The sequence below is a fragment of the Actinoplanes sp. NPDC020271 genome, from assembly GCF_044388125.1.
GTDB lineage: Bacteria > Actinomycetota > Actinomycetes > Mycobacteriales > Micromonosporaceae > Actinoplanes.
This window is the reverse complement of sequence record NZ_JBIRWQ010000002.1, coordinates 141,660-163,484: the sequence shown is the minus strand read 5'-3', so window position 1 is coordinate 163,484 and position 21,825 is coordinate 141,660. Positions and strand designations below refer to the sequence as shown.

At 71.4% G+C, this 21,825-nt stretch carries 18 protein-coding genes; 7 read left to right on the top strand and 11 right to left on the bottom strand.

The genetic code is table 11. The annotated features are described in order from the left end of the window. Positions 1–288: 288 nt before the first annotated feature. A complete protein-coding gene (locus tag ACH442_RS04505; RefSeq protein WP_396121173.1) occupies positions 289–987 on the bottom strand; it encodes a hypothetical protein in 699 nt (232 codons plus the stop codon). A gap of 127 nt (positions 988–1,114) precedes the next feature. On the opposite strand from ACH442_RS04505, the gene ACH442_RS04500 reads away from it, so the two are divergent. Beyond that, positions 1,115–2,506 (top strand): serine/threonine-protein kinase, encoded by a 1,392-nt coding sequence (locus ACH442_RS04500; RefSeq protein WP_396121172.1) that lies wholly within the window; start codon positions 1,115–1,117, stop codon positions 2,504–2,506. 141 nt (positions 2,507–2,647) lie between these two features. Here ACH442_RS04500 and ACH442_RS04495 read toward each other — a convergent pair whose 3' ends face one another. Next, entirely contained in the window at positions 2,648–3,655 is a 1,008-nt protein-coding gene (locus ACH442_RS04495; RefSeq protein WP_396121171.1) for a LacI family DNA-binding transcriptional regulator, read from the bottom strand. A gap of 209 nt (positions 3,656–3,864) precedes the next feature. Here ACH442_RS04495 and ACH442_RS04490 point away from each other — a divergent pair, with 209 nt between their 5' ends. From ACH442_RS04490 to ACH442_RS04475, 4 genes are all read left to right on the top strand, one after another. After that, positions 3,865–4,818, top strand: coding sequence for a GlxA family transcriptional regulator (locus ACH442_RS04490; RefSeq protein WP_396337073.1), 954 nt, complete (start codon positions 3,865–3,867; stop codon positions 4,816–4,818). Positions 4,819–4,843: 25 nt separating this feature from the next. Beyond that, the gene (gap, locus tag ACH442_RS04485) at positions 4,844–5,836 is read left to right on the top strand and encodes a type I glyceraldehyde-3-phosphate dehydrogenase (RefSeq protein WP_396121170.1); all 993 of its coding nucleotides are present in this window, start codon (positions 4,844–4,846) and stop codon (positions 5,834–5,836) included. A gap of 256 nt (positions 5,837–6,092) precedes the next feature. Next, positions 6,093–7,100 carry a LacI family DNA-binding transcriptional regulator gene (locus tag ACH442_RS04480; protein ID WP_396121169.1) on the top strand — a complete coding sequence of 336 codons (1,008 nt, stop codon included), beginning with the start codon at positions 6,093–6,095 and terminating at the stop codon, positions 7,098–7,100. 346 nt (positions 7,101–7,446) lie between these two features. Beyond that, a complete protein-coding gene (locus ACH442_RS04475; RefSeq protein ID WP_396121168.1) occupies positions 7,447–7,890 on the top strand; it encodes a hypothetical protein in 444 nt (147 codons plus the stop codon). A gap of 51 nt (positions 7,891–7,941) precedes the next feature. Here ACH442_RS04475 and ACH442_RS04470 read toward each other — a convergent pair whose 3' ends face one another. The 3 genes from ACH442_RS04470 to ACH442_RS04460 all read right to left on the bottom strand — a co-directional run bounded on the left by ACH442_RS04470 (position 7,942) and on the right by ACH442_RS04460 (position 12,228). After that, the gene (locus ACH442_RS04470; protein WP_396121167.1) at positions 7,942–10,239 is read right to left on the bottom strand and encodes an MFS transporter; all 2,298 of its coding nucleotides are present in this window, start codon (positions 10,237–10,239) and stop codon (positions 7,942–7,944) included. Beyond that, positions 10,236–10,619 carry a hypothetical protein gene (locus tag ACH442_RS04465; RefSeq protein ID WP_396121166.1) on the bottom strand — a complete coding sequence of 128 codons (384 nt, stop codon included), beginning with the start codon at positions 10,617–10,619 and terminating at the stop codon, positions 10,236–10,238. The genes ACH442_RS04470 and ACH442_RS04465 overlap by 4 nt, the downstream gene beginning before the upstream one ends. Positions 10,620–11,040: 421 nt before the next feature. Beyond that, a complete protein-coding gene (locus ACH442_RS04460; RefSeq protein WP_396121165.1) occupies positions 11,041–12,228 on the bottom strand; it encodes a hypothetical protein in 1,188 nt (395 codons plus the stop codon). A 299-nt stretch (positions 12,229–12,527) separates the two neighbouring features. On the opposite strand from ACH442_RS04460, the gene ACH442_RS04455 reads away from it, so the two are divergent. Then, entirely contained in the window at positions 12,528–13,241 is a 714-nt protein-coding gene (locus ACH442_RS04455; protein ID WP_396121164.1) for a DUF1963 domain-containing protein, read from the top strand. Positions 13,242–13,691: 450 nt separating this feature from the next. Here the strand turns inward: ACH442_RS04455 and ACH442_RS04450 are convergent, their stop codons facing one another. Genes ACH442_RS04450 through ACH442_RS04425 form a run of 6 tightly spaced genes read right to left on the bottom strand, consistent with a single transcriptional unit; the run spans position 13,692 to position 20,587 of the window. Next, on the bottom strand, positions 13,692–14,951 hold the full coding sequence (locus ACH442_RS04450; RefSeq protein WP_396121163.1) for a polysaccharide lyase family 1 protein: 1,260 nt from the start codon (positions 14,949–14,951) through the stop codon (positions 13,692–13,694). A 46-nt stretch (positions 14,952–14,997) separates the two neighbouring features. Continuing rightward, positions 14,998–15,333 (bottom strand): cupin domain-containing protein, encoded by a 336-nt coding sequence (locus ACH442_RS04445; protein ID WP_396121162.1) that lies wholly within the window; start codon positions 15,331–15,333, stop codon positions 14,998–15,000. Next, positions 15,311–16,402 carry a Gfo/Idh/MocA family protein gene (locus ACH442_RS04440; protein ID WP_396121161.1) on the bottom strand — a complete coding sequence of 364 codons (1,092 nt, stop codon included), beginning with the start codon at positions 16,400–16,402 and terminating at the stop codon, positions 15,311–15,313. The genes ACH442_RS04445 and ACH442_RS04440 overlap by 23 nt, the downstream gene beginning before the upstream one ends. Then, the gene (locus tag ACH442_RS04435) at positions 16,399–17,853 is read right to left on the bottom strand and encodes a mannitol dehydrogenase family protein (protein WP_396121160.1); all 1,455 of its coding nucleotides are present in this window, start codon (positions 17,851–17,853) and stop codon (positions 16,399–16,401) included. The genes ACH442_RS04440 and ACH442_RS04435 overlap by 4 nt, the downstream gene beginning before the upstream one ends. After that, positions 17,850–19,262 (bottom strand): glucuronate isomerase, encoded by a 1,413-nt coding sequence (uxaC, locus tag ACH442_RS04430; RefSeq protein ID WP_396121159.1) that lies wholly within the window; start codon positions 19,260–19,262, stop codon positions 17,850–17,852. The genes ACH442_RS04435 and uxaC overlap by 4 nt, the downstream gene beginning before the upstream one ends. 35 nt (positions 19,263–19,297) lie before the next feature. Next, positions 19,298–20,587 carry a Gfo/Idh/MocA family protein gene (locus tag ACH442_RS04425; protein WP_396121158.1) on the bottom strand — a complete coding sequence of 430 codons (1,290 nt, stop codon included), beginning with the start codon at positions 20,585–20,587 and terminating at the stop codon, positions 19,298–19,300. Positions 20,588–20,794: 207 nt separating this feature from the next. On the opposite strand from ACH442_RS04425, the gene ACH442_RS04420 reads away from it, so the two are divergent. After that, positions 20,795–21,820: a LacI family DNA-binding transcriptional regulator gene (locus ACH442_RS04420; RefSeq protein ID WP_396121157.1), complete on the top strand. Its 1,026-nt coding sequence runs from the start codon at positions 20,795–20,797 to the stop codon at positions 21,818–21,820. The last annotated feature ends 5 nt before the right edge of the window (positions 21,821–21,825 follow it).

Genomic DNA, 21,825 nt, shown 5'->3' with positions numbered 1-21,825 from the left:
TCGTTTCACCCAGCACCCCTGTGATTCACGTATCTGAATGTTGAACAAAGGGGACAGCCGATGCGACGCAGCACGAGAACGACGGCGAAGGACTGCTCGAGGTGATCGAGAAGGACGGCAGCGACCACGGCGTCCTGCGCGCGGGGGACTCGCGACCGACCCGGCGAAGCTGTCGGCGGCGTACTTCACGACCCCGGGGACGCTGTCACGGACGTACCCCAGCAACGGGTACGCCGTCGCGGCGGCCGCGCTGCGCGAGGCCGCCGCAACCCTGCCGAGGACCGTCGACTAGTCGGTCGGGGCGTCCGACGGGCTGACCGAGTCGTCCGGGGCCGGCGACTCGGTCTCGCTCGGGTCGACCGCCGGCGGCGTGGTGGGCGAGACCGACGGCGCCGGGGTCGTGCTGGTCGACGGCGCCGGGGTCGTGCTGGTGGACGGCGCCGGGGCCGGGGTCGTGCTGGTGGACGGAGCCGGGGTCGGGGAAGTGGACGGGGCCGGGGACGGAGCCGCCTTGCCCCGCGCCTCCACCTTCGCCGCGGTGTAGACGGCGTCGACCCGGGTGCCCGTGATCGTGACCTGGTTGCCCGCGGCGAGCGCGGTCACCGCGACCCGCTTGCCGTTCAGCGAGACCCGGACGGCCGACGGCACCGTGATCGTGACGGTCTTTCCCTTCACGTCCTTGGTGCCGCTCTTGACCGCCACGGTGACCGAGCCCGCGGCGACGGCGGTGACCGTGCCGTTCGCCGCGAAGGCGACCTTCACCACCTTCTTCGGCGGGTTCTTCTTGGCGGGCGCCGGGGAGGGAGCCGGCGAGGAGACGGGGACAGCGGGCTTGCCCTCGGCAGGCGAGGAGACGGGGGCAGCGGGCTTGCCCTTGGCCGGCGACGAGGCCGGCTTGGCGGCGAAGGCGGCCACACCGGTGGTCGCGACCGGAACCGTGACGGCGGCGGCCACGGCAACGGCTACAGCGATACGACGCATGCGCATCTGCGGAACTCCTCGTGATCGGGGGAGTTCTTACTGTCGACAGTCACGGTTGCCGCCGGGCTGCTCGGCCGGGTGCGGATCGGTTGCCGGTTGACACGCAGGCCCGTGCTGGGCGAATGTTCCGGGCATGCACGATGTTTGGCCGGCGCCGGGTGCCCTTCTGGTCTCGCGGTACCGCCTCGTCACCTTGCTGGAGACGGGCGGCATGGCGCAGGTCTGGCGGGCCACCGACGAACTGCTCGACCGTCCCGTCGCGGTCAAGCTCCCGGCCGGCGACATCCGGGCCGCGCACCTGGCCTGGCGTGAGGCACGTCTCGCCGCGCGCCTGTCGCACCCCGGCATCGCGGCCGTCCACGACTACCGGGAGGCGGTCCGGCCGGACGGCTCGGTGGTCCCGTTCGTGGTGATGGAACTGCTCGCCGGGGAAACCGTGGCGGCGCGGCTCTGCGACGGGCCGATGCCGTGGCCGGCCGCCGCCGCGGTGGGTGCCGCCGTCGCCGGGGCGCTCGCCGCCGCGCACGCCGCCGGGGTGGTGCACCGCGACATCAAACCCGGCAACGTGATGCTCTGCCGGGGCGGGGTGAAACTGCTCGACTTCGGGATCAGCGCCGGGGTCGGCGAACCCGACGACGACGACACCGGGGCGACGTTCGGGACTCCGGCGTACGCGGCCCCCGAGCGCCTCGACGGGAAACCGGCCGAGCCCGCGACCGATCTGTACGGGCTGGGCGTGCTGCTCTTCGAGATGGTGCACGGGGAGCCGCCGTACAGCGTGGACACCTGGGAGGAACTGGCCGTCGCCCGCCGGCACGGGCCGGCGCCCCTGCCGCCCGGGCTGCCGGGGACGCTGACCGGGCTGATCCATCACTGCCTCGACGACGACCCGGAACGGCGGCCGTCCGCGGCACAGGCGTGGAAGATCCTGGCCGAGCTGGCGCCGTCCGAGGAGAACAAGGCGCCGACTGTGCCGCTGCCCGGGGCGCGGCCCGCGGGACAGGCCCGGGTCACGGCGCCCGATCCTCCGAGCCGGGCCACGCGCGGCCGGAAGATCGCGGTCGGGGTGGCGCTCGGGGCCACCGCGATCGCGTTCCTGGCACTGGTCCACGTGGTGACGCGGTCCGGTGACGATCTGGCCGCGCCGCCGCCCGGGGCGGTCCCGCCGTCCAGCGTGGCGGCCAGTTCCGCGCCCGCTCCGGCCGTCTCCTCGGCCGCGCCGGCGCCGGTGCCGAAGAAGGTGACCACGCCGCCGGCGGTGACGCTCACCGTGGAGGCCGCTCTCGGGCGGGTGCAGAGCGCGGTCGAGCAGGGCGAGAAGTCGGGTGGGATCCGCTCCGACGTGGCGCAGGACTTCCGGAACATCCTCAGCCAGTTGGCCACACAGGACAATCCCGACATTCAGCGGCAGGTGGAGTTGTTGCGGAAGAAGGTGCGGCAGCGGCTCAGTGAGCGGGCGCTGACGTCCGACCAGGCGAGCATCCTCCAGAACCGCCTCACCGACCTCAGCAAAGCCCAGGCCTGACCCGCCGCCCGGCGAGGGCGCCCTCAGGCCTCGCCCGCCGGCACCGGGCCTTCGGCTGGTCCTCAGGGGTGCTTCCGGAGCCCGGAAACACCCCTCGGAACCAGTCGGCACCCGCGCCGGGTCAGGCGGAGCCGCGGAGGATCAGGCGGAGCCGCGGAGGATCAGGCGCGTGGGCAGAACGGTCTCGTGCTCGACCGGCTCCCCGTCCAGCTTCGCCAGCAGCAGCCGCACCATCTCCTGCCCCATCTGCTCGATCGGCTGGTAGACGCTGGTCAGCGGCGGATCGGTGTGCCGGGCGATGACGGAGTCGTCGAACCCGACCACCGCCACGTCCTCCGGCACCCGCCGTCCGGCCCGCCGCAGCACCCGCAGCGCACCCGCGGCCATCATGTCGGAGGCGGCGAACACCGCGTCGAGCTGCGGATAGTTCGCCAGCAGCCACTCCATCGCCATCGCGCCGCTGATCTCGCCGAAGTCACCGGCCGCGGCCGGCCCGTCCCCGACCACGTCCCGATAGCCCTGGTAGCGGTCGACGCCGGGAGCCGTGTCCATCGGCCCGGTGATCGTCGCGATGCAACGCCGCCCCTGCTCCTGCAGGTAGCTGACGGCGGCCCGGGCCCCGCCCCGGTTGTCCGCGTCGACGAGGCTGGACGGCCCGGGGTGCGCCGGGCGGCCGGCCCGGACGGTGGGGACGCCGCGCTCCTCGAGGATCATCGGCAGCGGGTCGTCGCCGTGCAGCGAGAGCAGCAGCGCGCCGTCCACGTGCTGGCGGGTCAGGTATCCCTCCAGCTGGCGGCGCTCCTCCGGGGCCTGCGCGATCATCAGGACCAGCTGCAGGTTGCGTGAGACCAGCACCGACGACACGGACTGGACGATCCGCCCGAAGAACGGCTCGGCGAAGAACCGCTCCCCGGACTCGAAGACGACCAGGGCTATCGAATCGGTTCGCTGGGTGACGAGCGCCCGCGCGGCCCGATTGGGAACGTAACCAAGCTCGTCGATCGCGTCCTGCACCAGCTTGCGAGCCTTGGGGCTGACCTGCGCCGAGCCGTTGACGACCCGGGAGACCGTGCCACGGCCGACGCCGGCCCGGGCCGCGACCTCTTCCAAGGTCGGCCGCCCGGCCGAACGGTTGCTGTTGTCCCTCATCGCCAGCCGTCCTTTCCACGGTCACCGGCTGGAGACAAAGTACAACCGCCACGCCGCCGGGCCAGTGATTCTAGTGGTCGACTTTCTTACGGCGGGAGCGCTCTCGCCTTCACCGGTGGCTGAATCCTTGCGGATACGGGCTCGGGCGCCACTTCCGGGTGCCCGGGGACGGACGGCAGAGTGGTCCCATGCGGGGACATACGGTGGCAATGATTCTTCTCCCGGGGGCCGCGCCCCTGGACGTCGGCATCCCGGCGCAGATCTTCGCGCCGCGGCACAAACTGAACTACCGCTTCGTCCCGTGCGCGCTCCAGGCCGGTCCGGTCCCGGGGCGCGACGGGCTCGGCTACCACGTCGAGGCGGGGCTCGAGGCGCTGGAGACGGCCGACACGATCATCGTGCCGGGGTACCACAACTGCGCCGAACCGGTCGACCCGCGGGCGCTGGAGGCGTTGCGCGAGGCGGCGTTCCGGGGCGCCCGGATGGTCTCCATCTGCGGTGGCGCGTTCGCGCTGGCCCAGGCCGGCCTGCTGGACGGGCTGCGGGCGACCACGCACTGGCAGATGGCCGCGCGACTCGCCCGGGAATACCCGAAGGTGACCGTCGACGGCCGGGTGCTCTTCGTCGACGAGGGCCAGGTGCTGACGTCGGCCGGGGTGTGCGCCGGGATCGACGTGTGCCTGCATCTGGTGCGGCGCGACCACGGCGTCCAGGCGTCGAACGCGATCGCCCGGGTGATCGTCGCCGCGCCGTACCGCAGCGGCGGCCAGTCCCAGTTCGTGCCGCGCAGCATCCCCGAGCCGCTCGGCGACGTCTTCGCCGCGACCCGGGAGTGGGCCCTCGCCCACCTGGAGGAGCCGCTGACCGTGACGACGATGGCCCGGCACGCGGGCGTGTCGGCGCGCACGTTCGGGCGGCGGTTCGTCGAGGACACCGGCTACACCCCGATGCAGTGGGTGCTGCGGGCGCGCGTCGACCTGGCCCGGGAAATGCTGGAACGCACCGGCCTCGGGATCGACCAGATCGCGGCGCGGGTCGGGGTCGGCACCGGCGCGAACCTGCGCATGCACTTCCAGCGGATCCTCGGCACGGCGCCGAGCGAGTACCGCAAATCGTTTGGCGGCAAGCTTGCGGAAGCAGGCGCTCCCGCACCTGCCGCCTGATGGAACGAAACAGCAGGCTGGAGGCATGAGCACACGAGTTGCCATCAACGGATTCGGACGCATCGGCCGCAACGTCCTGCGCGCGGCCGCCGGCAGCGACGTCGAGATCGTCGCGATCAACGACCTGACCGATTCCGGCACCCTCGCGCACCTGCTGCGCTACGACAGCACGCTCGGGCGGTTCGCCGGGACGGTCGAGGCCCACGAGGATCACCTCGTCGTCGACGGACGCCGGATCGAGGTCACCAAGGTCCGTACGCCGGATGATCTGCCCTGGAAAGATCTCGGCGTGGACGTGGCGCTGGAGTCGACCGGGCGCTTCACCGCCGCCGGCGACGCTCGCGCCCACCTCGCCGCAGGCGCCCGGAAAGTGCTGGTCAGCGCGCCGTCCAAGGGGGCCGACATCACCATCGCGTACGGCCTGAACCACGGTGACTACGACCCGGCCGCGCACGACGTCGTGTCGAACGCGTCGTGCACCACCAACGGTCTCGCCCCGATCGCGTCGGTCCTCGACGACCTCGCCACGATCGAGACCGGCTCGATGACCACGATCCACGCCTACACCCAGGAGCAGAACCTGCAGGACGGGCCGCACCGCGACCTGCGCCGGGCCCGCAACGCGGCGATCAACATCGCCCCGACGACGACCGGTGCCGCGACCGCTATCGGTCACGTCCTGCCCCGCCTCGCGGGCAAGCTCACCGGTTACTCCGTGCGCGTGCCGGTCCCGGTCGGCTCACTCGTCGAACTCAACGCGATCGTCGAACGCCCGGTCACCGCCGAGGAGATCAACAGCGCGTTCGAGGCCGCGGCGGCCGGCCCGCTGCGCGGCGTCCTGGAGTTCACCGCCGACCCGCTGGTCTCCTCCGACATCACCGGCAACCCGGCATCGTCCATCTTCGACTCCCTCCTGACCAGCGCCAACGGCCGCCTCGTCAAGGTAGTCGCCTGGTATGACAACGAGTGGGGCTTCGCCAACCGCGTCATCGACACGCTTTCCCTGCTCGGCCGCTGACCCCTTCCCCGGTACGTCGTGAGCCGCCCGCCCGTCGCCTCCTCCGCGAGCCCCGCCCTGGTTCCGGCTTCGGCCCCGCGCCGCGGCCGGCGTGAGTGGGCGGCGCGGGGCGCGGGGTGAGGGGGCGGCGCGGGGCGCGGGGTGAGAGGGCGCGGCTGGGGGCCGATCGGGCGGGGCTCGCGGACGTACGGGCAAAAAGATCGTGACCGGAAGTGGCGCTGCCACGCCGGGCCGAAGCTTTCTCTATGCTGTGCGGATGGCGGTCACCCTGGCAGATGTGGCCCGGCTGGCCGGGGTCTCCCCCGCTACGGTCTCGCGCGTGATCAACGACAGCGCCAAGAAGGTCGCGCCGGAGCTCCGGGAGCGGGTGCTGGCTGCTGTCGCGCAGTTGCACTACGTGCCGAACGCGCATGCGCAGAACGTCGCGCGCCCGCGCAAGTCCGCGGTCGGCGTGATCGTGCACGACGTGTCGGACCCCTACTTCGCCGAGATCACGCGCGGTCTGCAACGGCAGGCGGCGGCGCACGACCGGCTGCTGGTGATCTGCAACAGCTATCGCGAGCCGGAGCGTGAGCTGGCCTACGTGGCGCTGCTGCGCGCCCAGCAGGTGCACGCGCTGATCCTGGCCGGTTCGGGTTACCACGACGACGAGTTCACGGCCCGGCTGAACGGCGAGCTCAACGCGTATCAGCAGGGCGGCGGCCGGGTCGCCGTGATCGGCCGGCACGAGCTGGTGGGCAGCGCCGTGCTCCCGGCGAACGAGGCGGGGGCGTACGAGCTGGGCTGTCGTGTCCTCACCCAGGGCCACCGCCGGATCGGCGTGATCGCCGGTCCGCGCAGCCTGACGACCACGACCGACCGGCTGTCGGGGATCCGGCGCGCGGCCGCCGAGACGAACGTGACGCTGGAGCACGTGATCTACGCCGACTTCACCCGGGACGGCGGGGCCGCCGCAGCCGCTGAACTGCTGGCCACCGCCCCCGGCCTGACCGCCATCCTGGCGCTGAACGACTCGATGGCCGTCGGCACCCTGGCGACCCTGCGCGAGCGCGGCATCTCCGTGCCGGGGCAGATCTCGGTGACCGGTTTCGACGACATGCCGATCGCGCGGGACATGACGCCGACACTGACCACGGTCCGGCTGCCGCTGGTCGGGATGGGCGAGCGCGCGATGGCGCTCGCCCTCGGGGACGACGCGGTGCCGGTCTCCGAGCCCGCCCCGGCCGAGCTGGTCTGGCGGGAGAGCTGCGCCGCACCGGCCTGAGGTCGCACTCCCCCGCGATCGGCCCGCCCCGCTGAAACCGCCCTTGCCGGAACCCCGCCCGGCCGCGCCTCGCTGAAACCGCACTTGCGGAACCCCGCCCGGCCGCGCCTCGCTGAAACCGCACTTGCGGAACCGGGCCCGGCCGCGCCTCACCGGAAGCGCACTGCCGGGCGCCGGTTGACCCCGATCACCGCCGGGAGCAGGAGCAGCCCGGACGCGGCCTGCTCGAGGGTGAACCAGAGCGGGAACCTGCCCGGGATCGCGACGATCGGCGCGGCTCGCCCGATCCGACGAGCGACGGGTGGAGGTGGCCCCCACCGATCGGTGGACCGGTACATTGGCGCGGGTGACTGACGTGGAGCAGGTCCCCCGTGCCCCGGCGACCGGGCGGGCGGTGTTCTGGACGCAGTTTGCGCTGCTCATCGCGTACTTGATCGGCAGTTTCGGGATTGTGATCCTGGCCGCCGTGCACGCGGGTGATCTCGGCGCGGTGCTGCACCCGGGTCTCGACCGGCTCGGCGATCCGAAGGACTCGATGCTCATCGGGCCCGATTCGGTATGGAATCCACTGGTCTGGATCGTCGGGATCTGCCGGTTGATCGCCTGGTTCGTCTACCCGCTCGGCTTCGCGATGCTGCTCTTCGGCGCGGCGACGCTGGTGCACACGTGGGGGCTCGGTGATCGCCGCACGTTCACCCGGATCGCCGTCCTCACCGCGATCTGGCTGATTCTGATCATTCTCGCGGCATCGCCTTACGGCACCGGCCTGACCACCTGGCTCCTGGATTGAGAAGAGCGGCCCGGGAGACATTCTCCCGAGCCGCTCTTCCCGTACGGGTTCTCAGGCGGGTGTGCTCTCGGCCGCCTGGTCCTCGATGATCGCCTTGATGCGGTCCGCCCGTGCGGGACTCTTGACCCCCGTCACCGCGGTGACCCGGTAGCGGGTCAGCTTCCCGTTGGTGCGCAGGTGCTCGTGCAGTTGCGGGCCGAACTGCTCGACGATCTCCTCGTCGCGGGGCCCGCGACCGCCCTGCGGCCGGGGCAGCAGGTGCTGCCACGGCTGATCAGAACCGGTCGGCTGACCACCGAGCGCGGAGACGTAGTCGTTGACGAACTCGCGCACGCTCTCGTCGTCGAGCCGCGAGAAGTTCGGCTTCAGCATGATCGCCAGCTCGCGCGGGTCGGTCTCGTCGCTGCTCTCCATCTCCTCGACGAGAGCCGCGCGCAGGTCCTCGATCTCCTGCATCCACTGTGCCGTGCCGACCTGCACGGTCACCGGCTCGGGCAGCAGGTCACGCCACGGGAACGCGGCGTCGCCGGGCTCGCCGTTCATCTCCCGGACGTAGTCGTTGACGAACGAGCGGACGACGCCCTCGCCGAGGTCCGGGACCCGCGGGGCGAGGTTCTTGACCAGTTCGGCGACCCGGTTGTACGTCATCTCGGGCAGGTTGTCCGGGGTGATCTCGGCGGCGACCAGGCGGGCCAGGCGCTCGACGGCGAGACGCCACCACGGGGAGCCGACGATGGTGACGGCGCGCTGGGCGCCGGTGGGGGTGGCGGCCCAGGACGGGACCGAGGGCTGCGGACTCGCGCCGTTGCCGCCGTTGGTCTGCGGGGCGACGAAGGGGCGCGGTGCCGGGACAGCACCGATCGAGCCGAGCACCGCGGGGACCGCGCCGGGCACGCCGCCGTTCGGCACCGGGTTCTGACCGGGGACGCCGCCGTCCGGGACAGCCGGAGGGTGACCATTCCCGGACACTTGCTGGCGGGGCTGACCGTTACCAGCGGCTTCGGGCTGACCGTTGCCGGCCGTCGAGTGCCGCCCGCCGGCGCCGTTCCCTCCCACCGGGATCTGTCCGGAGATCCCCGGAACCTGGTCCTCGATCGAGCGCCGCGGCCCGGGAACCTCCGCCCCGGAAACCACACCGTTCCGCGGCGCCGCAACCGGAGCACCGTTCTGCGAACCCGGAGCCGGAGCGCCGTTCTGCGGTGCCGCAACCGGACTGCCGTTCTGCTGCCCCGGCACCGGCATCCCCAGCATCTCCTCCGGGGTGACCGCCGCTGCCAGCCGCTCCCCCAGCGAAGCCTGGTTCACCACCGGCGACTCCGCCGTCGAGTTCACCCACGCCGCCAGCTGCGCCACCGTGGGCGACACCGGCGTCTCCGGCGCGGCCGGCGGCACGAACTGCACCGGCTGAACCGGCTGCGCCGGACGCCCCTGACCGTTCTGGATCACCGACTCGGCACCGCCCGGAGCGGCCGCCGCGGTGATTGCGGGCGCCACCGGAGCCGCCTCGACCGGGGCCGCGGCCACCGGGACGGCCACCGCGACGGCCGGCTTGCTGCCGGGCACCAGCAGGTCCATCACCCGCTGGATCCGCGCCAGCTGCTCGACCACGTCACCCACCACCGGCTCCCCGGCGGTCCGCGCGTCCTTGAGCAGGCGGCTGCGCCACCACGACTTGGGCCAGCGACCCGAACTCACCCGGTGGTGGTTGACGACCATGCGCCGCATCTGCCGCTCGGCCGCCATCCGCTCCAGGTCGGGGTCGTCGTCCGGGATCAACCAGCCCCACCGCTCGGCGAGCCGCCGCGGGCTGTACGCGAACCGGCCGCGACGCACCTTCTGCCCGGCCGCGGTCAGCGCCGCCCACCACATCAGGAAGATGACGCACGGCACGGCCAGACGCAGCAGCTTCTCGGTGCCGGTGACCGCGTTGCTGGCCACGATGATGCCGGAGACCCCCGCGATCAGGGCGGCGATCCACAGCATCGGGCCGGGGTGACCCGGCGTCTCGATCTTGCCGTCCGGCCCGTACACGGTGGTGTTCCGGTACTGCTCGGCGGCGAGCGACGTGGCGGTCAGGAAGCAGATCTCGAAGACCGCGAAGACCAGGACGGCGAACAGCCGCGGCAGATGCAGCTGTTCGGTGGCGATCACCCACATGCCCTCGGCGTTGAGCAGCAGCGCCAGGTTCATGCTGAACGACAGCGCGATCGGGCGCAGCGGCTTGCCCGACCGTTTCGCCCAGATCCCGAAGCTGATCAGGAGGAGGACGCCGAGCAGACCGAGGGCCAGCGACGCTATCGCCGCGTAGTCCGTCCAGAAGTTGGCGATCTGTTCGTTCAACTGCTTCATGCGGGGAGGCCCTTCATCGGAACCGGAAGGTACGCGTCGAGTGCGGCCGCGATCAGCGCGGACCGGTTGCCGCCGGTGTGCCGGCCGGCCAGTCCGTCGATCACGGCGAGGTTCTCCTGGTTCGGGCGGATCGACACCTGCACCTGGTCCTCCAGGTGCTGGCGGCGGCCGGGACGCTGGGCCACGAAAAGACCGTCCTCGGGCATGGGGGTGCCGGTGAGTTCGGCCAGACGGGGGTGCGTGTCGTTCAGCGCGTCGAACACGATCTGGGTGTGCGACCGCCCGGTCGCGGCGGCGTGCGCCCGCAGCCGGGACCGCACACTGACCGCGAGGTACACGATCACGCTGCCGGCGGTGATCGTGCGTGCGCTGCCGGGCACGGCGGGCCCTCCTCGTCGTCGGAGCATTCTTGCGAACGCGGATTTCTATCACGTAGCCGGGGTCGCACGCGAAAAGCCACGCGACCACAGTGCTATCCGATAGCTATCCGCATGCTCTCCCGCACTTCCCGCAATCTCTCTGCCGCAAGGCCGTCCTCACCCCTGCGCACCACCGCTTTCACCCTCAGCGCCCGTCCCCGGGCCCACCGCGCCGCCACCCCTCAAGACGGTCCCGGCCCCGCTCCCGGTTGACCGACTCATGAGTCAGTGAGGTGGCGGCCGCCACAGCCGCGGTCGTGGCGATCCACCAGCGCCCCAGCACGCGATCACCGCCGGCAGCCGTCCGCCCACGATGTGCTGTTCACGGGCCGAAACGGAAAAGGGGCCCCGAAGGGCCCCTCTCTCACTGCGAGGTACTACTTCACTTCTGGAGCGCGCACGTGGACAGTCCCTCGGCGTGCAGGTCCGGCTTGGCCGCGGTGCGACCGATCGCGGTCTCCATCCGGTTGATCGTCGAGAACCGCTTGTCCTTCAGCGGGCCGAGGATCGCGTTCTGCACGAAGTTCGCGCCACCCTGGCCGACCGAGCCGGCCAGGCGCTTGTTCGCCTCGTCGATCTGGGTCTGCAGCAGGGCCAGGTTCCGGTCGATCTCGGCCTGCGCCGACGCCGGGATCGCCACGCCGATCTTCACGTCCGGGCAGACGATCTTGCCGGCCGCCGCCGCGACCGCGGCCGGGTCCTGGGTCTGCACGGAACCGGTCGCCTCGGGCGCCGCGTTGCCGCCGCCGTTCTGGTTGAGCGAGCAGGTGGAGAGGCCCTCGGCGTTCAGGTCCGGCTTCGCGGCCCGGCGACCGATCGCGGTCTCGATCCGGTTGATCGTGGCGAACCGCTTGTCCTTCAGCGGGCCGAGGATCGCGTTCTGGATGAAGTTCGCGCCACCCTGACCGACCGTGTCGACCAGGCGCTTGTTCGCTTCCTGGATCTGGGTGTTCAGCAGCGCCAGGTTCCGCTCGACCTCAGCCTGGGCCTGGGCCGGGACGGCGCCGATGGTGTTGCCGACGTTCGGGCAGTTCACCGTCGGGACGCCGGTCGCGCCCCCGGTCGAACCGCCACCGGCGGCGGGCGAGGCGGTCGCGGTGGCACCGGCCACGACGGTCGGCTCCGGCGCCGCGTTACCGCCGCCGTTCTGGTTCAGGCCACAGGTGGCGAGCGAGTCGACGGGCAGGTCGGGCTTGGCCGCGGTCCGGCCGATCGAGATCGCGATCCGGTCGATCGTGGACGCGCGCTTGTCCTTCAGCGGGCCGAGGATCGCGTTCTGGATGAAGTTCGCGCCGCCCTGGCCCTGACTGGTGGCCAGCCGCTTGTCAGCTTCCTGGATCTGGGTGTTCAGCAGCGCCAGATTGCGCTCGACCTCGGCCTTGGCCGAGGCCGGGATGGCCGGCAGCTGCGGCGCGACCTGCGGGCAGTTCACCGTGGGCACCGCGTCGGAGGTGGCCGCGTTCGCGACGCCAAGACCCACGCCGACCAGGGCGACCGCGACACCCGCGATGCCGGCAACCCGCCAGCGCCGGATGTTGGATCCCCCCGCGTTACTCCGGTAGCGCTTCATTGTGTGTGACCTCTCGCTCGGATCGCCGTTCTCAACCCGTCCTTACGGGAACGCTCCCAGCGCGGATCGAACTAAAGGAAAACTTAAGGATCAAGAGTCTTGCGATCTTAAGCAAAGGCTTATTAACAAAACCCTTTCGCTGGTACGACGTGGAACTCCGGCAACCACAGAAGCGCCGCCCGCCACCGCATCCGCGACGTCCAGCCGGTGCCGGTCCGCCCCGGCGCCGCCGCCATCTCTGTGGCCGTGGTCACCGAACCGACCGCTCCCCCGGTGACTCTGTGTCAGACTCCTCGACCATGAATCTGCCCGCCGAGGTCCGCGCGATCGTCCGCACCCGTCTCAGCCCGGAGACCGCGACGGCCTACCTGGACATGACCCGCCCGTCGGTCGGCTACGTCCTGGCCGACGAAGGCTGGAGCGCGTTCGGCGGCGACCCGTCCGTCGCGGCGTTCGAGTGGCCCGCCTACCAGGGCACACCCATGCTGATGCTGGCCCAGATCGACTGCGCCGAAGCCGCCGAGCTATTGGGCGACGCCTGGCCGTTCACTGACGACGGCCGACTGCTCTTCTTCCACGACGAGGACTTCGCCGCGCCGTACTCGGGAACACAGGGTGACGACGGCTGCCGCGTCCTGCACGTCGCGAACTCCCCGGTCGCCCCGCTCCCGGCCCACCGCCGCACGATCCCGCCCCTCCCCCTCACCCCCACCCCGCTGGCCGCCCTGCCCAGCTGGCAGCACGTCGACGCCGACGCGCTCGGCCTGCCCGTCCCCGACCTGATCGACCTGTGGGAGGACCTCGCCCCGCTCCTCCGCGCCCCGCGCCACCGCCTCCTCGGCCACCACGACAACCAGGGCCCCGAGGTCACCGGCCACCGCCCCTTGCTGCAGCTCGAAGCCGAGGAGGGCACGCATTGGGGCGAGGTGGTCAGCGTGACGTTCTGGATCACCGACGCCGATCTGCGAGCCGGCGTCCTCACCGACGTCCGCCGCACCTACGAGGTCGCCTAGATCCCACCCCGCCGCCGCGGCATCACCGCACCCGGCGGCACCAATGCGACATCACCGCACCCAGCGGCACCAATGCGACATCACCGCACCCAGCCGCACCAATGCGGCATCATCTCACCGAGCAACGTCCCGCCGACCTCACCGCACCCCGGCGCCGCCCCACCGCCGCCGAGCGCCGGTGGCGCTGCCGTCCGCGAGCCCCAGCCGGAACGGTGACCGCGGCCGCGATGCCGATCACAGCGAAGCTCGCGCGAGTGGTCGGTGCGGGACTCGTTGATGCCGGGCGGCCGCGACCGGAATGGCGGCGGCGCCGGGGCGGGCCGGCACCGGGAATCGTCGCGGACCGGACGGCGGGCGTCGCTTTTGCGGTGGGGCGGTGGTGATGCCGTACCGGGAAAAGGAAGCGGAAGCGGACCGCCTGCGCCGCGGCAGACAGGCGGTCCTTCTCCGTTATTCCAGGCCGAGGCGCCCGGCGCCGGAATTGGCGTTGACGACGGCCGGGACCTGCGCGGTGGGGGTGAGCGGGCCGGGCCGCAGCGTCGGCGTCCAGCCGGCGTCGGTGCCCAGGTCGGGCTCGTGGGTGGCGTTGTACTCGGCGAGCAGGCCGACCGTGGTGACCGGGCCGGTGCCGATCCGGGTCAGGGTGCCTTTCTCGGTCAGTGCGGTGCCGCCCCAGTTGTAGACGACCGCGTCGAGCGGAATGTCGGCGCTGCGGAGGAAGAAATTGTTCTCCGCGTAGATCGCCGAGTAGACGCCGGCGCCCCACGAGTACTGATAGAAGTCCTCGTCGGTCTCGTAGTAGTAGTTGTCATAGACGTCGACCTGCCCGAATCGCACGCGCGGCGCGCGCTGGCCGACATTGGCGAACTTGTTGTGGTGCAGCGTCACCCGGAGTTTTCCGACGTCCGCGCCGACCGTGTTGGTGGAGCCGATCAGCATCGTCTTGTCGTGTTCCTGGAAGACGTTGTAGGAAATGGTGACCAGGTCGGAGGCCCGGATCACGTCGAGCGCGCCGTCGTGCACCTGATAGGGCCGCCCGTAGTATTCCGGCTGCAGCGAGTCCACATTGTTGCCGTCGCTGAACGTGTTGTGGTCGGCCCACACGTGCGTGGCCCCGGTCAGTGTGATCAGGTCGTAAGCGGAATTCCAGTTACCGTTCGCGCCGTCGGTCGGATCCCACAGCGGGAAGCAGTCGGCGGCGTCCTCGAGGCGCAGATTCCGGATGATGACGTTGTCGGCACCGGAGACCAGCAGGTTGAGCCCGACGAGCCGGGCGTTGGCCAATCCGAGAATGGTCGTGTTGGACGGCACTTTGAGCTGCACGTCGAGGGCCTGGTTCTTGGCCGAGCGGACCCGGGCGTCCTCGAGCGGGCCGGCCGGTTTGGTGGTCGTGCCCTGGTAGGCGGCGAGGAACGCGTCGAGCGAGTACCCCGGGTCGGCGTAGGACGCACAGTCGCCGTCGGGCCGGAGGGTGCCCGCGACCAGCACGATCCTGGGCGCGGTGCCGGTCGCGGCGAGCGCGGTGGCGAGCTCGTCGCGGGTGCGGACGACGTAGACGTGGTCGTCCGCGGCGGCCGATCCGCCGGTGGTCCCGGCGCCCCACCCGTCGTCGGCGGGCAGCACTTGCCGGGCGATCGCGGGAATGGTGGTGGTCGTCGCGGCGGATGCGGGAATGGTGGCGACGCCGGCGAGGAGGAGGCCGGACGTCACCGCGAGAGCGGTTCTTCGAAGCAACGTAACTCCAAAAGCCACAGGGTCAGGGAACGGGCTCCAGATGCATCCACACGAAGATCAGCGGCTCGTCACCCCGGCTGATCAGGTGGTGGTCCTCGCCCGGTTCGAAGAGCACCGCCTCGCCCGCCCGGAATCTCTCCACCTCGTTCCCGTCGACCTCGATCGCGCCGTTTCCCTGCACGATCACGAAGATCTCGGGAACGGTGTGGACGTGGCGTCCCGGTTCGTCGTGGGTCCGGAAGTTCGGCTCCGCATAGACCCGGAAACCGCCTTTCTGCACGACGTGTCCGGGCAGAACGCTGGTGAAGGTCGCCCCGCGGTGGTGGGCTTCGAGTTCAGCGATGCTCAGCTTGCGCATGGGTCGCTCCTTTCAGTGGTGACAGCGGCACGACGTGCGGCGGGACCGCCCACGGAATGTCGCTTTCGGACGGCAGGAGGCCGGTGGCGGCGACCTGCCGGACGAGTTGATCGATATCGGGCAGGGTCAGGCCGCCGCCGTCGGGGTGCGGCGTCGTGACGGGGATCCGCGCCGGGGGCGGCGAGGCCACGATCGCCTCGGCGACGGCGGTGAAGGTCCGGGTCCGTTCCAGCGGCACGACCAGGGGTTCGTCGCTGAGCAGGTTGGACAGGAGCCCGATTCGCCCGGGTATCTCGGTGAACGTCCCGGACAGCTGCACGCGGTCCGTCGGGTACTCCAGCACGGCGTCCCCGACCCGGATCTCGCCCGGGACGAAGACGGCCGACGCCAGGGACACCGCGGCCACCACCCGCCGCCCGCCGGCATCGGTCAGCCGCAGGAAAGCGCAGTCGTCGGTCTGAATGTCCCGGGTCCGGTACCGTTCGATCGCCATCCGCGACGGCGCGAACCCGTCGGCCACCGCGAGCGCCTGCATCAGCGCATGCGCGAACGGGTTGACCAGTGCCCCGTCGAACGCGGCCTGCTTACCGGCCCACGGCGCCCGCCGGTAGTAGGTGTCCGGCCGCCACCACGCCCCGGCCGCCGAGACCAGCGCCGCATCCGGCCCGACCGCCGCCCGGAAGGCCGCGAGCGCCGCCGAGCCGAGCGCCTGGAAACCGACCTGGACCCGGCGCCCGCTCGCCTCGATCGCCGCCGCCAGCCGATCATGCTCGGCGAGAGTCGTGACCGGCGGTTTCTCCAGCAGCAGGTCGGCCCCGGCGGCGAGACAGTCCAGCGCGAGCGGCAGGTGTGTGTGCGGCGGCGTGCAGATGATCACCGCGTCCGGGCGTTCCGCGGCGAGCATCGCCTGGTGATCACCGTAGAACGGGACACCGGGTTCGGGCTCGACCGGGTTGCGATCGCACAGCGCCGCGATCTCCAGAACCCCACGACCAGCAAGATCCTTGAGCGTACGGCGGTGGGAGTGCCCGTGTCCCCCCGCGCCGATGAGCGCAACCCGGCGACTCATAGTCCCGCCGCCGCAATCGTTGCCGCGGCGCCGTGCCGAGCCAGCTCGCCCGACCAGCGGATCAGCTCTTTCCGCAGCTCGGCGTCGTCCGCGAGCGAGGCCGGGAAGACCTCGGAGAGCCCGAGCAGCGCGTCGACGAGCCCTTCCGGGGTGTCCGGCGCGGCCGCCAGCACGGCCCTGATCCGCCCGGCCAGCGGGTCGTCGAGGGGCAGCGCCGCCCCGTCGTCCGCGTAGCCGCGGGCGAACCGCATCCACCCGGCGAGCACCAGCGCACCCCAGACCGGCAGGTCACCGTCGCGGCGCCGGTCGGCGATCGTGCCGAGGAGCCGATGCGGCAACTTCTGGGTGCCGTCCATCGCCACCTGATGCGTACGGTGGCCCAGCTCTTGATTGGAAAAGCGTTGCAGCGCGGTCTCGCCGTATTCAAGAACGGTCACGCCCGGCGGCGGGGTGATCGTGGGCGCGATGTCGTCGGCGAGGAAACGCCGCAAGAACCCGCCCATCCCGGGCAGTTCCAGCGCCTCCGCGATCATCTCGCGGCCGGCCAGGGCACCGAGGTAGGCGCAGGCGGAGTGCACCGAGTTCAGCGCCCGCAGTTTGAGCATCTCCCACGGCGCGACGTCGGTCGTCATGATGGCCCCGGCCGCGGCCCAGTCCGGGCGCCCGCCGGGGAACCGGTCCTCGATCACCCACTGGTGGAACGGCTCGGCCACCACCGGAACGCTGTCGAAGGCGCCCAGCGCCATGGCCGCCCGGCGGAGATGGTTCGCGCTGGTCGCGGGCACGATCCGGTCGACCATGGTGGCCGGGAACTCGACCCCGTCCGGCAGTGACGCGCCGGCGACTTCGAGGGCCTGCTCGACCATGCCCCGGATCCGCGGCCCGTTGTTCTGCAGGTTGTCGCAGCAGAGCACGGTCAGCGGCGCCTGCCGGGTGAGCAGGGCCCGGGCGAGCAACGCGGGGATGCTCACCGGCGGTGCCTGCCCGGTCAGCTCGGCCCGCAGGTCGTCGTCGAGCAGCAGTTTCCCGTCCGGCCCCATCCGGTACGCCTTCTCCGTGACGGTCAGCGACACGATCCGGATCGCGGGGTCGGCGATCGACGCGACGACGCCGTACGGGTTCGACGCGGCGTGATCCAATCCGGACAGGATGCCGACCGTCCGGGCGTGGTCGCCGCCGTCCCCGCCGACCGTGAGCACGCTGTAGAGCCGGTCCTGCGCCTGCAGCTTGTCCAGGACGTCGCGGGAGCGTGGGGCGACGCCGAGGATGCCCCAGTCGCCGCCGGCCGCGGCCACCGCGGTCTCGGTGTAGACGGCCTGGTGGGCGCGGTGGAACGCGCCGAGCCCGAGGTGCAGGATGCCGGGACGGACGTCGCCGGGGCGCACCGCGGGACGGTTCTCGGGGGCGAGCCCGTCGAGGGCGGCGAGGCCGAGGGTGGCGGTCACGGTCATGCCCGGCCGTCCAGCCGGAAGACCTTCTTCGGAAGGTGGTAGGCCAGGTCGGCGATGGTCTCGGCGGCCTCGTCGAGCGGCAGCCGGTCCTCGGCGACCAGGCGTGCGAGGAATCCGGCGTCGATCCGGCGGGCCACGTCGTGCCGGGCCGGGATCGAGCAGAACGCCCGGGTGTCGTCGACGAACCCGGCCGTGTTGTAGAAGCCGGCCGTCTCGGTGACCGTCTCCCGGAATCGGCGCAGGCCCTCGGGGCTGTCCAGGAACCACCACGGCGCACCGAGGTAGAGCGCGGCGTAGCCACCGGCGAGCGGGGCGAGCTCGCGGGTGAACGCGGTCTCGTCGAGCGTGTAGAGCACGATCCGCAGACGAGGGTCGTCGCCGTACCGGTCCAGCAGCGGCCGTAGCGCCTGAACGTATTCGGTCGCCGAGGGGATGTCGCCGCCGACGTCGCGCCCGTGCCGCGCGTGCAGTGCCCGGTTGTGGTTGCGGACCGAGCCCGGGTGCAGCTGCATCACCAGGCCGTCCTCCAGGGACATCTTGGCGAACTCGACCAGCATGTGCCCGCGGAACGTCTCGGCGTCACCGGCGTCGGCGGCGCCGCCGAGCCCCTTGCGGTAGAGCAGGGCCGCCTCGGCGTCGCTGAGATCCGCGGTGGTGGCGCTCGGGTGCCCGTGGTCGGAGCTGGTGGCACCGGCCGCGACGAACAGCTCGCGGCGCGCCTTGAGGGCGGCGAGGAATCCGGCGTACGTGCCCACGTCGTGCCCGGTCAGCTCGCCGAGCGCGGCGACCCGGTCGGCCCAGCCGGCCCACTCGAGATCGACCAGGTTGTCCGGCCGGAACGTGGTGATCACCCGCCCGCCGGGGCCGCCCCAGCCGTCGGCGGCGAGTTTCGCGTGCACCGCGAGGTCGTCGATCGGGCTCTCGGTGGTGGCCAGGACCTCGATGTTGAACCGGGTGAACAGCGCCCGCGGCCGGTACTCGGGCTCGGCCAGCCGCGCCGAGATCTGGTCGTAGATCTCGTCGGCGGTGCCGGCGGAGAAGCGCTTCTCGACGCCGAACACGTCGGCGAAGACCTTCTCGGTCCACAGCCGCGACGGCGTACCGCGGAACAGGTGCCAGTTCGCCGCCAGCAGTCGCCAGACGGCGCGCCCGTCGGTCTCCACCTCGCTGCCGTCGACGCTCGGCACGCCCAGCCGCGCCGGCGGAATGCCCTGGCTGGCCAGCATCCGGGTGACGTAGTGGTCGGGGACCACGAACAGCCGGGCCGGGTCGGGGAACGGTTCGTCGTTCGCCAGCAGCGCCGGGTCGACGTGCCCGTGCGGGCTGATGATCGGTAGGTCGCGGGCGTGGGCGTAGAGCTCACGCGCGATCTCACGCTGAGTCGCCTCAGCCGGGAACAGGTGTGTCACTTGATCTCCTCGGGATCAGGGGCGGGGCCGGTGGATCAGCCCAGCTCCAGGAGGTCCTGCACGCGGACGGCCTGTCCGGTTGCCAGGCTTTCGTTGGCGGCCAGACCGGTGAGCAGGGCACGGGCGCCGTCCACGGCGTTCGCGGTGCGCCCGAGCGGGTCGGCGGGCGCGTCCGGCCGGAGCAGGTCGGCGAGCATTCGCACATCGGCTCCACCGTGCCCCTGCCGGGAGTACCCGTCCACCTCGATCTCACGCGGCGGGGCCCAGAACGGGCGGACCAGCAGCCGCCGCCAGCCGCGCTCGGCGGTGGAGACCGAGCCGGGCTCGCCCTTCACCCCGGCGGCCGCGGCCGGCGCGACGTGGTCGGTCTCGACGACCTCGAGTTCGAGGCGGCCCCTGCTGCCGTTGAACATCACCCGGTAGCCCTCCCAGGGCGCGTACGCCGTGAGGTGGTAACTCATCGAGGCGCCCTTGGCGAAGCGGACCAGCACCGCCATGTCGTCCTCGATGGTCACGCCGGGCGCGAAGACGTTGCGGTCGCGCAGGTAGCCGTCGTGCTGCTCGGCCTCGAGGTACAGCTCGCGCATCGCCGGCTCGTCGGCCAGCCGCAGCGCGAACGGGTCGCCCTCGGCCGCGGCCGAGCCGTGCGCGCGCTCGTAGTCCCGGGCGTAGCCGTGGCGCCGGCCCTGCTCGCCGTAGAAGAACAGCCGCCCGGCCGCGAAGACCGTGTCGGGCGCGTCGTCGAGCCACCAGTTGACCAGGTCGAAGTGGTGACCGGCCTTGTGCACGAGCAGGCCGCCGGAGTTCTCCTTCTCGCGGTGCCAGCGGCGGAAGTAGTCGGCGCCGTGCCGTACGTCGAGCAGCCACTCGAAGTGCACCGAGCCGATCTCGCCGATCTGGGCGAGTTCGCGCTTGACCGCCTCGTGCAAAGGGTTGTAGCGATAGTTGAACGTGACCCGGACGTCCCGGCCGGTTCGTCGCTGCGTCTCCAGGATCCGACGCGCACTCGCGGCGTCGGTCGTCATCGGCTTCTCGGTGATCGCGTCGCAGCCCGCTTCCATGGCCGCGACCAGGTATTTCTCGTGGTAGCGGTCCACGGTGGTGACCAGCACGACGTCGACGCGCTCGCGCTTGAGCATCTCGGTGAAGTCGGCCGCGTCGTACACGGGAAGGTCGAGGTCGCATCGTTTCTTCCACACCGCCGGTCGCGCCGGATTGGTGTCGGCCAGGGCGACCAGCTGCGCGACGTCGGCGTGGTCGGTGGTGAGCGCCCGGACGAACATTCCGGCCCGGGAGCCGGCCCCCACGAGGGCGAAGCGAGTCAAGGCGCCTCCATTCAGCAAACGTTTGCAACAGATTAGGGATCAGATGACGACGCGAGTCAATACATGTATCAAGTATGTCCACTTTTACACCGTCTGGGTCATGCCACGGCAACAGAAGCGACATCGAAGGGCGTTGACACTTCAGCAACCGTTTGCATTAATGGCTCCACCAGAGAGAGCCGGATCACATTCGCCCGAGGAGGCAGAGTGGCCGTGACCATCCGGGACGTCGCCAAGGCGTCCGGAGTGCACATCTCCACGGTCTCGCGCACCTTCTCGGCGCCGCACCTGGTCAACCCCGAGACACGTACGCGGGTGCTGGCCACCGCGGAGGAACTGGGCTACCGCCCGAACCGGGCCGCCCGGGCGCTCATCACCGGACGGACCCACAACATCGGCCTGATCGTGGCCGACATCGCCAACCCTTTCTTCCCGCCCATGATCAAGGCGGCCGAGACCTATGCGCGGCGGCGTGACTACCACGTGTTCGTCGCCGACACCGACGAGGACCCGGTTGTGGAGACCGACCTCGTCCGGGCCCTGGCCAAGCAGGTCGACGGGATTCTGCTCTGCAGTCCCCGGATGAGCGACGACCAGATCGAACAGGTGCGCCGTGAGGTGCCACTGGTCGTCGTGAACCGCTTGATCGACGGGCTTCCGGCGGTGGTGATGGACGTCGGTACGGGCGCACGCTCGGCCGTACGTCATCTCGTCGACCTGGGCCACCGCCACCTGCTCTACCTGTCCGGTCCGCGCGGGTCGTGGACCAACCGGGAGATCCGCAAGGCCGCCGGGGCAGCCGCCCGGGCCGGCGGTGCGGAATTCACCGTCCTCGGTCCGCACGTGCCGGTCTCCCAGGCCGGCGCGGAGGCGACCGAGGCGGTGCTCGCCACCGGCGCCACCGCGGTGCTCGCCTACAACGACCTGATGGCCATCGGCCTGCTCCAGGCGTTGCAGGACCGCGGGGTCGCCGTCCCGGAGCAGATCAGCGTCGTCGGTTTCGACGACATCGCGACCAGCGCGCTGGTCCGCCCCACCCTCACCACCGTGGCGAACCCGACCGCGGCCGCCGGACGCGCCGCCGTCGACATGCTGCTTCAACAGGGCGACGACGGCGCCACCGGACAGGTCACGCTCCGGACCGATCTGGTCATCCGTAACTCCACCGGGCCCGGGCCTTACGCCCCGGCCGGCGCGACCACCACACCGGTCGCCGCATACGCCAAGGAGTGACCCAT

What these genes read in the sequence shown, in the direction of transcription:
- ACH442_RS04440 (WP_396121161.1), bottom strand. Translation starts at nt 16,402, where the DNA reads ATGAGTCGCCGGGTTGCGCTCATCGGCGCGGGGGGACACGGGCACTCC.
- ACH442_RS04500 (WP_396121172.1), top strand. Translation starts at nt 1,115, where the DNA reads ATGCACGATGTTTGGCCGGCGCCGGGTGCCCTTCTGGTCTCGCGGTAC.
- ACH442_RS04470 (WP_396121167.1), bottom strand. Translation starts at nt 10,239, where the DNA reads ATGAAGCAGTTGAACGAACAGATCGCCAACTTCTGGACGGACTACGCG.
- gap (WP_396121170.1), top strand. Translation starts at nt 4,844, where the DNA reads ATGAGCACACGAGTTGCCATCAACGGATTCGGACGCATCGGCCGCAAC.
- ACH442_RS04460 (WP_396121165.1), bottom strand. Translation starts at nt 12,228, where the DNA reads ATGAAGCGCTACCGGAGTAACGCGGGGGGATCCAACATCCGGCGCTGG.
- ACH442_RS04490 (WP_396337073.1), top strand. Translation starts at nt 3,865, where the DNA reads ATGATTCTTCTCCCGGGGGCCGCGCCCCTGGACGTCGGCATCCCGGCG.
- ACH442_RS04435 (WP_396121160.1), bottom strand. Translation starts at nt 17,853, where the DNA reads ATGACCGTGACCGCCACCCTCGGCCTCGCCGCCCTCGACGGGCTCGCC.
- ACH442_RS04445 (WP_396121162.1), bottom strand. Translation starts at nt 15,333, where the DNA reads ATGCGCAAGCTGAGCATCGCTGAACTCGAAGCCCACCACCGCGGGGCG.
- ACH442_RS04455 (WP_396121164.1), top strand. Translation starts at nt 12,528, where the DNA reads ATGAATCTGCCCGCCGAGGTCCGCGCGATCGTCCGCACCCGTCTCAGC.
- ACH442_RS04480 (WP_396121169.1), top strand. Translation starts at nt 6,093, where the DNA reads ATGGCGGTCACCCTGGCAGATGTGGCCCGGCTGGCCGGGGTCTCCCCC.
- ACH442_RS04505 (WP_396121173.1), bottom strand. Translation starts at nt 987, where the DNA reads ATGCGCATGCGTCGTATCGCTGTAGCCGTTGCCGTGGCCGCCGCCGTC.
- ACH442_RS04495 (WP_396121171.1), bottom strand. Translation starts at nt 3,655, where the DNA reads ATGAGGGACAACAGCAACCGTTCGGCCGGGCGGCCGACCTTGGAAGAG.